The sequence below is a fragment of the Brevibacillus sp. SIMBA_040 genome, assembly GCF_046535075.1.
In the GTDB taxonomy this organism is placed as follows: domain Bacteria; phylum Bacillota; class Bacilli; order Brevibacillales; family Brevibacillaceae; genus Brevibacillus.
On sequence record NZ_JAWRXI010000001.1, the window covers coordinates 359,566 to 371,702 of the forward strand.

General features: G+C 47.7%; 15 protein-coding genes. 4 read left to right on the plus strand and 11 right to left on the minus strand.

The annotated features are described in order from the left end of the window. The first annotated feature begins 141 nt into the window (after window positions 1–141). Entirely contained in the window at window positions 142–663 is a 522-nt protein-coding gene (locus tag SB752_RS01785; protein WP_410714030.1) for a phosphatidylglycerophosphatase A family protein, read from the plus strand. Here SB752_RS01785 and SB752_RS01790 read toward each other — a convergent pair. From SB752_RS01790 to SB752_RS01805, 4 genes are all read right to left on the minus strand, one after another. After that, the gene (locus SB752_RS01790) at window positions 646–1,425 is read right to left on the minus strand and encodes a TIGR01457 family HAD-type hydrolase (protein ID WP_410714031.1); all 780 of its coding nucleotides are present in this window, start codon (window positions 1,423–1,425) and stop codon (window positions 646–648) included. The genes SB752_RS01785 and SB752_RS01790 overlap by 18 nt on opposite strands. Before the next feature lie 165 nt (window positions 1,426–1,590). Then, entirely contained in the window at window positions 1,591–2,220 is a 630-nt protein-coding gene (locus tag SB752_RS01795; protein WP_410714032.1) for a helix-turn-helix transcriptional regulator, read from the minus strand. Between the two features lie 95 nt (window positions 2,221–2,315). After that, window positions 2,316–2,750, minus strand: coding sequence for a DUF86 domain-containing protein (locus SB752_RS01800; RefSeq protein ID WP_410714033.1), 435 nt, complete (start codon window positions 2,748–2,750; stop codon window positions 2,316–2,318). Window positions 2,751–2,760: 10 nt separating this feature from the next. Further along, window positions 2,761–2,868 carry a hypothetical protein gene (locus SB752_RS01805; RefSeq protein WP_049741614.1) on the minus strand — a complete coding sequence of 36 codons (108 nt, stop codon included), beginning with the start codon at window positions 2,866–2,868 and terminating at the stop codon, window positions 2,761–2,763. Window positions 2,869–2,990: 122 nt separating this feature from the next. On the opposite strand from SB752_RS01805, the gene glpX reads away from it, so the two are divergent. Then, window positions 2,991–3,965 carry a class II fructose-bisphosphatase gene (gene glpX, locus SB752_RS01810; RefSeq protein ID WP_410714034.1) on the plus strand — a complete coding sequence of 325 codons (975 nt, stop codon included), beginning with the start codon at window positions 2,991–2,993 and terminating at the stop codon, window positions 3,963–3,965. Window positions 3,966–3,975: 10 nt separating this feature from the next. Beyond that, window positions 3,976–4,245 carry a DUF3055 domain-containing protein gene (locus SB752_RS01815; RefSeq protein ID WP_410714035.1) on the plus strand — a complete coding sequence of 90 codons (270 nt, stop codon included), beginning with the start codon at window positions 3,976–3,978 and terminating at the stop codon, window positions 4,243–4,245. 94 nt (window positions 4,246–4,339) lie between these two features. On the opposite strand, the gene SB752_RS01820 is transcribed toward SB752_RS01815, so the two are convergent. The 7 genes from SB752_RS01820 to SB752_RS01850 all read right to left on the minus strand — a co-directional run bounded on the left by SB752_RS01820 (window position 4,340) and on the right by SB752_RS01850 (window position 11,497). Beyond that, a complete protein-coding gene (locus tag SB752_RS01820) occupies window positions 4,340–5,299 on the minus strand; it encodes an ABC transporter ATP-binding protein (RefSeq protein WP_410714036.1) in 960 nt (319 codons plus the stop codon). A 3-nt stretch (window positions 5,300–5,302) separates the two neighbouring features. Continuing rightward, window positions 5,303–6,295, minus strand: a complete 993-nt coding sequence (locus SB752_RS01825) for an ABC transporter ATP-binding protein (protein ID WP_410714037.1) — start codon at window positions 6,293–6,295, stop codon at window positions 5,303–5,305. Between the two features lie 15 nt (window positions 6,296–6,310). Further along, a complete protein-coding gene (locus SB752_RS01830; RefSeq protein WP_410714038.1) occupies window positions 6,311–7,135 on the minus strand; it encodes a creatininase family protein in 825 nt (274 codons plus the stop codon). A 33-nt stretch (window positions 7,136–7,168) separates the two neighbouring features. Then, complete coding sequence (locus SB752_RS01835) at window positions 7,169–8,032, minus strand: ABC transporter permease (protein WP_410714039.1); 864 nt, start codon at window positions 8,030–8,032, stop codon at window positions 7,169–7,171. Window positions 8,033–8,037: 5 nt separating this feature from the next. After that, complete coding sequence (gene nikB / locus SB752_RS01840) at window positions 8,038–8,988, minus strand: nickel ABC transporter permease (protein ID WP_410714040.1); 951 nt, start codon at window positions 8,986–8,988, stop codon at window positions 8,038–8,040. A gap of 66 nt (window positions 8,989–9,054) precedes the next feature. Then, window positions 9,055–10,689 carry an ABC transporter substrate-binding protein gene (locus SB752_RS01845; RefSeq protein WP_410714041.1) on the minus strand — a complete coding sequence of 545 codons (1,635 nt, stop codon included), beginning with the start codon at window positions 10,687–10,689 and terminating at the stop codon, window positions 9,055–9,057. A 34-nt stretch (window positions 10,690–10,723) separates the two neighbouring features. Then, window positions 10,724–11,497 carry an IclR family transcriptional regulator gene (locus tag SB752_RS01850; protein WP_410714042.1) on the minus strand — a complete coding sequence of 258 codons (774 nt, stop codon included), beginning with the start codon at window positions 11,495–11,497 and terminating at the stop codon, window positions 10,724–10,726. 236 nt (window positions 11,498–11,733) lie between these two features. Here SB752_RS01850 and SB752_RS01855 point away from each other — a divergent pair, with 236 nt between their 5' ends. Continuing rightward, window positions 11,734–12,075, plus strand: a complete 342-nt coding sequence (locus SB752_RS01855; protein ID WP_410714043.1) for a hypothetical protein — start codon at window positions 11,734–11,736, stop codon at window positions 12,073–12,075. Window positions 12,076–12,137 lie beyond the last annotated feature (62 nt).

Below are 12,137 nucleotides of genomic sequence, written 5' to 3' on the forward strand. Positions count from 1 at the left end.
TCCTAGGCACAACTTCTCATTGGACATTGTATGTCACGCGATCGGGATAGGTGCCTATTTGGTTGCAGATACTAAGCTTCATTCATAATGTGCCATGATCGGGGATGTACAGAAGAATCCCTGACAGACAGGAGGAAAAGCATGAGCGAGCACCCATTAAATAGTGATTCATGTCTTGATGTTGTCATCGGGCTTTTGCAACAACGAGGGGTGAGTTTGGATGATATAGCTGAAATCGTAATGTTCCTGCAAACAGAATACGTCCCTGATTTAAAGATGGAGCTATGCCTGGAGAGTGTCAAATCGGTTCTAAAAAAACGCGAGGTACAAAACGCCCTTCTCACCGGAATTCAGCTCGATATCCTCGCAGAGCAAAAGAAGCTGCTGCCACCACTCCAGACAATTATTGAAACGGATGAACCACTTTATGGTGTTGATGAGGTTCTAGCGCTAGCCATCGTCAATTTGTACGGCAGCATCGGGTTTACCAACTTCGGTTATGTCGACAAGCTCAAGCACGGCAAGCTAAAAGACTTGAATGACAAAAGTGCAGGTGTTCATACATTTCTAGATGATCTTGTTGGAGCCATTGCTGCTGCCGCATCCAGCCGGATAGCCCATCGTCAAAAGCAGCAGGAGGAATGTTTAGAGGGACAATCGTGACAGCCAGTCCGTCAAATCCTCGGCAACGTGGGTTGGCTGTGTGCTATGAACGGCTGCTTCCTCACGATTGGAATAACCAGTCAAAACCAGCAGGCTGTCCAGCCCCGTCTTGGCTCCTGCCTCAATATCAGTTGAGAGATTATCTCCGACGATGAGTGTATCCCGAAGCTCTGTACCTAGCCTCTCCAGTGCGTAGCGGACGATGATAGGCTCAGGTTTGCCGATGATAATTGGCTTGGTGGCAGATGCAACAGAGATGGCGGCAACCAGCGAACCATTCCCCGGGTACAGTCCTCCATCTGTTGGCAGAGCAGCATCGGCATTGGTAGCAATGAGAACCGCTCCTGCCCTTACTGCTCTTGCCGCAATAGCCAGCTTTTCATAAGTAAACGCGCGATCGATGCCGACGACGACGTACTGAGGGGCTTCTTCTGTAATTCGAAAGCCTGCATGAACCAACTGTTCACGCAGCCCTTCTTCCCCGATCATATAAACTCCGGTTCCTTTTTCTGCCCGCTCTGAAAGGTAGTTGGCTGTAGCCATGCTGGAAGTGTACACATCGCTAGCCACAGCCTCAATTCCCATCTCTCTTAGTCGCCCCGCCACAACCTCTGGTGACGCAGCTGAATTGTTGGTTAGATACAGAAACGGAATCTGATGCTCCTTTAGATGGCGGACGAATTTAGCTGCTCCAGGAATCGCCGTCTTCCCCCGATAGATAGTTCCATCCAAATCAAGCAAGTAGCCTTTGTAATGTTTCATGTGATCCACTCCTCCATTGACAAAAGATGCTCTCTATTTGTTTCAGCCTTACGCTGATAGTGTAAACGATATTTGGTGATGATGCCTATCAATCTGTACGCCAAAATGCAGCAAGCAAAAAACCACTCTGCCAAAAATCCAGAGTGGTCCTGAGAACGCCGTTATTTATTTCGCTTCCTTGATGGCAAAAACGCATTTTTCTCCGCCTTTAGCCATACATGAGGTCTGCTCCACATCCGCTTTTAATACTCTGCGGAACAACGACAGCTCACAGCTGCAAGCCTGATTGAATTCACGGGCAACCTGAGAAATCGGACAGTTGTATTCCTGAATCCGATAGCCATCCCCGCTCTCTTCCTTTTCCCATTCCACCATGTAGCCTTTTTCGTTTTGGAGCTCGGCCAGCTTGGCTACACGGTCTTCGAGGTCGCCTTGCATTTGCGCACTGTAATTTTCCTCCAACCGATTCTCGCGGCGGCGAAACAGTATTTCTACTTTTCCAAGACCGTCCATTTCTTTCAGATCCTGCAAAAAGTCGAGCGTCAAATGAGAATAATTGCGCGGAAACAGTTCGTCTGCCTCCTGCGACAAGGAATATACATTGGTTGGACGTCCCATTGCTTGCCGAACAAGCGTGGACTTGATCAAATTATCCCTTTCCAGGGTATTCAGGTGGCGTCTTACAGCCATTTCCGTAATCCCCAGCTCGACGGCCATGTCGCTGACAGAGAGCGAGCCCTTCACCTTGAGCATGTGCAGGATTTGGTCACGAGTGGACGTTCCTTCGTTTGTCATACGTATCACCGTCCTTTCTACCTATTGTAGCGGATCGGGACGCTTTAGTAAACAAATGATAGCATTTTGTATAAAAAATCCACTGCCTCATTTTTCTAGAAAAGTTCCTTTTTCAAAAATGCCCGAACGCTAGGATCAAATTGTCGCAATGCTGGCGTTGACTCTGTAGCTAGAGCATACATCTCCGCCGCTGGAACACTCGTATATTCATTCACCAGGTGCTTACGGAACTCGGTTAAGCGTGTGAGCATGACTGCCTGTTCATCAGTAATAACCTGTTCGTCACGCATAATCTCTACCACATCGCTGTAGCTGCCTGGGTCACGCATGATAAAGCCGTCGATCAGCGCGTTTCCCACGTCAACAATCCCTTCGATGGACAAGTGCAGGGCTCGCTCCATCGCAAGAACAGCGACTTCGTCAGTCAAAACCGCTTCCGCTCCCCGTCCCCCCAGCTTTTCCAAAAGATCAAGCATACGATTCATATGTGCCAATACTTGGTCGATTCGCTTTGTATTCACGTCGTACATGGAAGTCTCCTTATTTTCGCTTTTTTGCTTTGCGCTTTGCGTAATAAATGGTAAACACAAAAGTTAGCACCAGGACAAGAAGCACCAATTCCCCTTCCTGCAGATAGGAATTGTTCACGGGACTCACCTCTTTTCATCCATCAGTATACCAAATTTGTACGGGCAAACGCGACAGCTTGTACTTTATGTTACAATAACAAGAAGTGAACTTTTTGCCAGCATTAAGGGAGGACTCAGGCTGTGGAACGCGAACTGGCACTAGAAATCGTACGAGTTACGGAAATGGCTGCGCTCGCCTCTTCCCACTGGATGGGACGAGGAAAGAAAAACGAGGCAGATGGGGCAGCTACAAGCGCCATGCGCGCTATGTTTGACACGATTAACATGAGGGGTACAGTCGTCATCGGTGAGGGTGAGCTGGATGAAGCCCCGATGCTCTATATAGGTGAAAAGCTTGGTAGCCCAGAAGCTGACGGTCCCGAGGTAGATGTCGCGGTCGATCCGTTGGAAGGCACCACCATTGTTGCAAAGGGCCATAACAATGCCATGTCGGTAATTGCCATCGGTGATCGTGGCACTCTCTTGCATGCACCAGATATGTACATGATGAAAATGGCCGTAGGAAAACGTGCAGCAGGGAAAATCAACCTTTTCGATCCCGTGGATAAAATGATAGAAGTAGTCGCACAGGCAAACAACAAGCGCATCCAGGACGTAACCATTATTATTCAGGAACGGGATCGTCATCAGGAGATTATCGATACGATTCGTGAAAAAGGCGCGCGCGTCAAGCTCTTTGGCGACGGGGATGTAGGCGCAGCAATTGCAGCCTGTCTCCCTCATACCGGGATTGACCTGTTCCTCGGAATCGGTGGAGCTCCAGAAGGAGTCATCAGTGCTGCTGCAATTAAATGCCTCGGTGGCGATATGCAGGCACAGCTCAAGCCTCAGAACGACCTAGAACGAGAGCGCTGCATTAAAATGGGCATGACAAATCCTGAGCAGCTTCTGACGCTGGATGACCTCGTAAAAGGAGACGACGCGATTTTTGCCGCAACCGGTGTATCTGATGGCGAGCTCCTCCAAGGCGTGCGTTATTTGGGAGATGACATGGTCGAGACACATTCCATTGTCATGCGTGCGCAAACAAAGACGATTCGCTTTGTCCGTGCCTTGCACAATGTAGAACACAAACCTAATCTTTTATGGAAGTAGAGGGAAATATATGGCGCACGATTTGTTTTATTTGTATGACGAGCCGGAAGACACAAAAACCCGGTTCGTAAGCTTTATGGCCGAATCGACACGTTTTGATCTGGCAATTACTACAACAAACCGCTTTTATGGAAAAAAACTGGTCATTAACATCCAAAATGGTCGTTCAGCGATTATTGGTCACGATGATTTGGAAGAAGAGGGCTATTTGGAGTTTGCCTTTAACTTGAATGAACAAGAAGCCGATGAATTGAAGGCTTTTTTGGAAACTGTGATTTAAAACGCTCGACAGAAGCAAGCAAACGCTCCAGAATCTATCCCTAAAAAAGCCCGTCTCAAAAGGCTCTAGGCCGGACGGGCTTTTTTGCGATCATTTATGCCATATGGCAGGCAACAAGATGATTGGAAGGACCTTGGAGCAGGGGAACCACCTCTTTGCATTTTGCCTCCGCAAACGGGCAACGTGTATGGAATTTACAGCCCGCAGGCGGATTACTCGGACTTGGAGGATCTCCTTTCAGCACGATTTTTGTTTGTTTGAGCATCGGATGCTGTGCCGGGATCGACGACAGCAAAGCTTGTGTATACGGATGCTTCGGATTGGCAAACAGCTCGTCTGCTTCTGCCGTTTCCACGATGTTACCCAAATACATCACCCCGATCCGCTTGCTGATATGTCGGACGACCCCTAGATCATGTGCAATGAACAGATAGGACATATTGAATTCCGCCTGCAAATCTTCCAGCAGATTAATAATTTGAGATTGGATGGATACGTCTAGAGCAGCAACAGGCTCATCACAGACCACCAGTCTCGGATTCAAGGCTAATGCCCTGGCAATTCCAATCCGTTGTCGCTGTCCGCCACTGAACTCATGGGGGTATCGGTCCGCATGTGCAGGTGTCAGGCCTACTCGATCAAGCAGATACAGCACGCGTTCCCTGCGCTCCTGCTGGGTTAGCTCCCCGTGAATGGAAAACGGCTCACTCAATATATTGCCTACCTTTTGACGCGGATTCAAAGACGAGTAGGGGTCTTGAAAAATCATTTGCACATTTTTCTTGAATTCGGTACTTCCCGCCATGTCCTTTATATCCTTACCACCAAACTTGATTTGCCCTTCTGTCGGAGCCAGCAATTGAACGATCATTCGTCCCAAAGTGCTTTTTCCGCATCCGCTTTCGCCGACTAGCCCTAGTGTTTCCTGCGGCAAAACAGAGAGACTAACCCCGTCCACCGCTTTTACACTTCCCACTTGCTTCATGAAGACGCCTTTTTTGATCGGGAAGTGTTTTTTGACATCGTGCAATTCCAGCACCGGACTTTGAATCATCCTCTATCTCCCCTTCTGTTGCAAGATGTCCTTGGCATACCAGCATCTTACCTTGTGACCCACTTCTATCTCTACTAGCTGTGGAGGCGCTTCCCTACATATTTCTGTAGCATAGGAACAGCGCGGGTGGAAGCGGCAGCCAGTCGGCATTTCGGTCGGGGACGGAACGTTTCCTTCGATCGAAGTCAGTCTGGTTTTGGGGCCATCTAATTTAGGCATGGAGTTGAGTAAGCCTTCTGTGTACGGATGGGCTGTACGATCAAAAAGCAGCTCAGTCGTTGCTTCTTCCACGATTTCACCCGCATACATCACGACTACCCGATCGCACATCTCCGCCACGACACCCAAATCGTGCGTAATCAAAAGGATAGCTGTATCTAATTGCTCCCGGATATCGTTCATCAGCTCTAAAATTTGCGCTTGGACTGTTACATCCAAAGCTGTTGTAGGTTCGTCAGCAATCAGTAATTTCGGGTTGCAAGCGAGGGCAATCGCGATCATGACCCGCTGTCTCATCCCTCCGGAAATTTGATGCGGGTACTCTTTATACCGTTGCTCCGGGTTTGGTATCCCTACCAATCTCAGTAACTCAATGGAGCGGCTTTTTACCTCTACCGCAGTCGTCTTTTCATGAAACGTAATTGCCTCGGCAATTTGACTACCAATGGTAAAAGCCGGGTCTAGGGAGCTCATCGGCTCCTGAAAGATCATCGAAATCTCATTGCCCCTGATTTTACGCAGAGCTCCTTTCTTTTGCGCTAACAGATTGCATCCATCAAACCATATTTCGCCTTCTTGCACTTTACCTGGAGGTGTGGGAATCAGCCCCATGATGGCTAAGGAAGTGACGCTTTTCCCACAGCCGCTTTCGCCAACAATCCCCAAGGTTTCCTTGGGATAGACAGACAAATCAATTCCATTTACCACGTTTGCGGTACCGGTTTCCGTTTGAAAGGAAACCCGCAACTGCTTTACTTCCAACAGTTTGTCACTCATGCGCTTTTCTCCCTCTTAGAGATGATGGTTGATCCGCGGAAGGTGCTCACGATTTTTGAAAATACGGACAAATTCGACCAGTCCATCCACCGCTGCGTTCAGAAGCTGTTCACCCTTTGCTCTCGTCGATTTGGTCGGATCACCGAGCGTCCCCGTTTCTGAGATTGTACTCCAATACGGCATCGAAATCACCGGACGCCCTTCCCCCTTTCCAACTAGGTCAAGCCAGAAATACTTGGAGTTCTTGTATTTATCCAAATCTCTAACTGCTTTATCCATTTGTACGAGATCCTCACGTATAGCCAAGTACATGGATGTCTCCAGTTCACAGGCATGATTCATCCCGCCTGGATTTTCCGATTCACGCACCTGCTCAGCACATTCAATAACCGGTTGAAAATCCCAGTGTGAGACAGAAGCACATAGTACATTCGGATACTCCAGATTAGTCTGACGAGCAGCTACTTGTAGCAAGGAAACATTGCTTCCGTGGCCGTTCATTAACAGAATTCGTTCAAAGCCTTGGTGTGCCAAGCTGTTGCACACATCAACCACGTAGCTGATGAAAGTATCACTCGAAATCGAGATGACGCCGGGAAAATCCATTTGATGAGGAGCGTAGCCGTGGTTGATCGCAGGAATGACGACCATCTCGTCAGGAATTTTAGCCCCAGCGCGAACACAGACTTCATTTGCCAGCAACAAATCAGTATCAACTGGCAAATGATGCCCGTGCTCCTCAATCATCGCCACCGGTACGACTGCTACCCTTTTTTCCATTACGGCCTGCTTGATTTCCGGCCAAGTCATTTCACCAAACAAATATTTATCTACGTTCATTTCTTTCCTCTCCTACTCGCTTTCATATTTTCGCTACTTCATCCGCGGGTCTAGATAATCTCGCAGTCCGTCTCCAAGCAAATTCAGCCCGAGGACAGTCACAGCAATCGCGATACCTGGGAAAATCGAAATCCACGGAGCTTCCCTCATGAATTGTCTGCCATCGTATAAAACATTTCCCCAGCTAGGTTCAGGCTGTGGGACACCGAGGCCAATAAAGCTGAGCGCAGCTTCTGCAAGGATCGCGTAGGCAAAGTATGTGGTGATTTGAATCAATAACGGTGACATGCAATTCGGCAAAATATGCTTCAGCATCAAACGCAGGTCAGAACCACCCACTACCTTGATCGCCTGAATGTACTCTTTTTCCTTGATCGACAGCACACAGCCCCGGATCAAACGTGCGAACAGTGGCGTATAGATGATAGACAAGGCAATGATGATATTCACGACGTTAGAGCCTAATGCCGCCATCAAGGCAATAGCGAACAAAATAGGGGGAAACGACATGATCCCATCGACAATTCTCATCAGCAGACTGTCAATCCAGCGCCCGTAATAACCCGAGATCAATCCGATGATCGTCCCCGCAACCGATGAGATCAGAATGGCTCCGAGTGAAATGATCGTTGAAATCCGCGCTCCGTACAAAATCCTGCTAAAGACATCACGACCATATTCGTCTGTTCCAAAAATATGCTTCTCGCTGGGAACTGCAATGCGGTTGGTGAAATCAGAGTCATCAGTCGGATGATAAGGGGCTATGAGTGGAGCAGCCAGCGATATCACAAGGACGAAAAGCACAATCACCAGCCCAGCCATCCCCATTTTTCTGCGTGAAAATTTCAGTAGAAAAGTTGCTATCTGCCCCTTTGTTGCGATGCTTTCTGTCTTCATTCCATTCACCCTTTGCTGTAATCAATTTTCGGGTCGAAGTAGGCGTACAGCAGGTCAACCACCAAATTAATTAGTACATAAATCAGCGCGATATAGAGAATGACCCCTTGAATCACCGGATAGTCCCGATTGAAGACGGAATTGACAACGAGGCTTCCAATACCCGGGATACTAAAAATCGTTTCTACGACGACTGTTCCCCCGAGCAGCAGTCCAAAATTCAGGCCAATGATTGTAATAATGGGAATCATCGCATTTTTCAGTCCGTGTCTGAAAATAACATTCCATCCGCTTCCACCCTTTGCCCGAATCGTCCGGATGTAATCTTGACGCAGCACATCCAGCATGCTGGATCGAGTCATTCTGGTTACGACTCCTGCTTGAATAAAGCCGAGTGAGATGGCAGGCAGAGTCAGATGCTTCAAGTGAAGCCACACATTGTCCAGCAGCGCAACATAGCCAGTAGACGGTAACCACCCTAGGTGCAGGGAAAAGACAATGATTAAGAGCAAAGCTGCCCAAAAATTCGGAACGGAAATCCCCACCAAGGCAACAACCATCGACGAGTAGTCCCACACCGTATTTTGCTTCACTGCCGAGATGATCCCGAGCGGAATAGCGAGAATGAGCGAAATGACCAACGCGTAGACCGTGAGTGCAATCGTAGCTGGCATTCGTTCACTAATCAGGGTGTTTACATCTTTGTCCGAAACGAGTGATTGTCCCATATCCCCTTGCAAGACATGCACAATCCAATGATAAAATTGTGACGCTAACGGCTCGTTCAAGCCCATTTTTTCTTGTAATTGCGCTAGTTGCTCGGGAGTTGCCTGAGCTCCTAGCATCACTGCTGCCGGATCGCCCGGTATGAGATGAATCAAGAGGAATACCACGATGGAAACTACCAATAGCACCGGGATCAATGCCAGTAATCGCCTGACAACATAGGAAGCCATACCGTCCCACCTTCCATCCATTATACGAAGGGTAAGCATAACACTCGTCATGCTTACCTTTTTGGATTACTTCTTATCCAGCCAAACATTCCACAATCTCGGATAACCGGCACTCCAGGCACTATATCCTTTTACATAAGATTGATGCGCCTCAATTACTGGATAGTAGTAAAGGGATTCAAACGGTAAATCTTTTCTGAGCAGCTCTTGTACCTGTCCGTAAATCTCCTTGCGCTTCTCTTTTTCAGTCGAAGAAATTCCTAGGTCTAACAGCTTGTCCATCTCCGCGCTGTTGTAACCGTTGTAGCTGGAACCGCTATGCAGATACGCGTAGTAAATTTGATTTGGATCTGGGCGAGGCGTGATGTGTCCATTTAACAAATGATAATCACCCGTTGTCCACGGCCCTGAAATAAACGATGCCCACTCAAAAACTTCCACTTCTACATTCAATCCGATGTCTTTTAATTGCTTTTGCAGGACGATTGCTGTTTTTTCATGGTGGTCGTAGGCTTTGCTTGTTGCAATTTTAATCGGTTCACCGTTGTAACCTGCTTCCCTAACCAGCTGCTTCGCTTTCTCGACATCCTGCTTGATGTCATTTGCATGCGCATCGGAATACCACCAGGTGCTCGGGAAAACAGGCGAAGGAGCGACTTCACCCATACCCCATGTGGCAATATCGACAATCTCTTGCTTATTGATGGCGTAGGCGACTGCTTCCCGCATCTTCGGATTGTCAAAAGGGGGCTTTTTCATCCCAAACTGGAGCATTCCCCAGTTCAAGGAAGGCGTCTGTGCCATCACAAGACCTGGCTTGTCCTTGATATACTGAGCATCCTTGGGGAGAACGTCGATAGCAATGTCAATTTCCCCCGTTTCCAATGCTGTCATCCTAACTGTCGGGTCACTGATCGGCTTGAAAATCACTTCATCCAGATAGGCCTTTTTTTCCCCTCCCAAACCGGACATGCTTCCCTCCCCTGGCTTGTAGTCAGGAAAACGCTTTAGCACCAGTTCCTTACCTTGATCCCACTTTTCAAACATGAATGGTCCTGTACCGATTGGTGTTGTCACCTTTCCACCTTGCTCTTCAGCTAGCCCCTTTGGCATTATGACCGCCGGATTGAACGGATTGACCAATGAACCTAAAAACACATCAGAAGCGCCGTCCAATTGGAAGACTACGGTATAATCATCCGGTGTGTCGATGGACTTCACCATAGAGAACTCTGCTTTTCGTGGTGCCTCTGTTCGAAAGCGATCCAGCGAGTATTTTACGTCTTCCGCCTTCAGCTCTTTCTTATTGTGGAAGGTCACCCCTTGTCTAAGTGTAAAGGTTACGGTTTTCGCTTCCTTGTCTTCTTTCCACTCCTTTGCCAGCATAGGGATGATCGTCATATTTTCATCAATCGTTACCAGCATTTCTTGTACATGTAACAACGGAATCCGATCGGACAAAACGGTTGAGGTATGCAAGTCCAGCTTGGTTAAATCCGCGCCCATGCCAACAGTGAGAACCCCACCTGTCTTCGGTTCAGTGCTTTTGGTAGTAGACTCTGGTGTCTGACCCGGTTGATTTTGACTTAATTGGTCCTGGCTCGCTTGCTGTTGATTTTGCCCGCACCCGGTTGTCAGAATCAATAATAAGACGACGAGCCATAACCCTATTTTCTTTTGGATCCCTGCTGCTTTTGCCATAAGTACCCTCCTCTATTATTGTCTGCACGTGCACTTACATGACTTGATTAAAGCCCAATTCTTTTGAAATCTTCGTCGCCGTTTCCAAAAGTTCAACCACAAAATTGCTTACTTTCTCATCTGCAAAATAGTGCTCTGGCCCGGATATCGCAATGCCAGCAACGATTTTATTCTCGTAGTTGTAGATCGGGGCAGCAAGCGCTGCAACCCCCAGAGCCAGTTCTCCGCTTGACCGCGCATAGCCACGCTTTTGAATTTCCTCGACTTCTTCTTTCAGCCTCAATTCTTGAGAAATGGTAAGTGGCGTAAATGATTCTAATTTGCTTGACAACAGGGTAATCAGCTCCTGGTTAGGCAAATGGGCCAAAATTACCTTAGATAAGGCTCCTGCGTAAATAGGCAGTCTTTGTCCCACCTTAATCCCATATTGGAAGTTATGAAATGATTCGATATTTACAATACATAGCGCTTCCCCTTTGTCATAAATGCTCATATTGACATTCTGCTCCGTCTTTTTAGATAACTCTTGGAGAAACGGTGCGGCGATTCGCGTAAGATCGATTCTCTGAATTACGATTCCACCCAGCTTTACAAACTGCATCCCTAAACGCAACTTACCTGAAATCGGATCTTGCTCGATATACCCCCTTTTTATCATGGTTTGAATCGAACGGTGTGTCGTTGCTAAAGCCAATCCGGTTCTTTGGGATATTTCCAATAACGTTAATTCTGGCTCCTTGAAAGTGAATGCCTCAATAATATCGAATGCCCTGTCAACTGCCCTAACCTTAGAAGTGCCATCCGTCATATAATCACCCTTTTATGTGTTTCCACTAGATGAAAACACATTTTCATTTTTTATCAAAACCTACGTCTATCATTAAAGCAAAATATTCAAACGATTACAATTATATTTTTATTACGAATGATTTTAGTTAATCTCTGGACTTACAGCCCATTTCCTGCCGGACAATGCTCCATACAGGCGGATGCCTCGTATACTGCTACTGCACAGACAGACAATGAGAGGAGTGCAATTGCACGATGCAACCTTATGCATATGATCAGCAACAATACGCCTCAACTCAGCAGCCAACGGCAGAACAAGACTATCAATACATTCCTGAGGATCAAGCGCACCCTGTACTGTTCCGAGGACGTCGGGGCCCTGACGTATTTTTCCCTATTGTCATTCCCATCCAACCACCGTTTTGGGGCTGGAACAATTGCAACACATGCGGGTCGAATCAGTGGAACCAGTGGAACCAGTGGAATCAGTGGAACCCGTGGAGTCCTTGGGTAGGAGGTACCAGCGGAGGCTGGGGTGGCGGACCCGGAGGCTGGGGCGGTGGCGGCTTTGGTGGTGGCGGCTTTGGTGGTTTTTAAAGTCGCCGGCCGAAAAAGTTCAGACACCCATAGATAATCTAACTCACCATAAAAGCGAGCAT

Bases quoted from the DNA above. Each gene is read 5' to 3' on its own strand.
- SB752_RS01815 (WP_410714035.1), top strand. From the start codon at position 3,976: ATGGCGCACGATTTGTTTTATTTGTATGACGAGCCGGAAGACACAAAA.
- SB752_RS01830 (WP_410714038.1), bottom strand. From the start codon at position 7,135: ATGAACGTAGATAAATATTTGTTTGGTGAAATGACTTGGCCGGAAATC.
- nikB (WP_410714040.1), bottom strand. From the start codon at position 8,988: ATGGCTTCCTATGTTGTCAGGCGATTACTGGCATTGATCCCGGTGCTA.
- SB752_RS01800 (WP_410714033.1), bottom strand. From the start codon at position 2,750: ATGTACGACGTGAATACAAAGCGAATCGACCAAGTATTGGCACATATG.
- SB752_RS01845 (WP_410714041.1), bottom strand. From the start codon at position 10,689: ATGGCAAAAGCAGCAGGGATCCAAAAGAAAATAGGGTTATGGCTCGTC.
- SB752_RS01795 (WP_410714032.1), bottom strand. From the start codon at position 2,220: ATGACAAACGAAGGAACGTCCACTCGTGACCAAATCCTGCACATGCTC.
- SB752_RS01785 (WP_410714030.1), top strand. From the start codon at position 142: ATGAGCGAGCACCCATTAAATAGTGATTCATGTCTTGATGTTGTCATC.
- SB752_RS01855 (WP_410714043.1), top strand. From the start codon at position 11,734: ATGCAACCTTATGCATATGATCAGCAACAATACGCCTCAACTCAGCAG.
- SB752_RS01790 (WP_410714031.1), bottom strand. From the start codon at position 1,425: ATGAAACATTACAAAGGCTACTTGCTTGATTTGGATGGAACTATCTAT.
- SB752_RS01835 (WP_410714039.1), bottom strand. From the start codon at position 8,032: ATGAAGACAGAAAGCATCGCAACAAAGGGGCAGATAGCAACTTTTCTA.
- SB752_RS01820 (WP_410714036.1), bottom strand. From the start codon at position 5,299: ATGATTCAAAGTCCGGTGCTGGAATTGCACGATGTCAAAAAACACTTC.
- SB752_RS01825 (WP_410714037.1), bottom strand. From the start codon at position 6,295: ATGAGTGACAAACTGTTGGAAGTAAAGCAGTTGCGGGTTTCCTTTCAA.
- SB752_RS01850 (WP_410714042.1), bottom strand. From the start codon at position 11,497: ATGACGGATGGCACTTCTAAGGTTAGGGCAGTTGACAGGGCATTCGAT.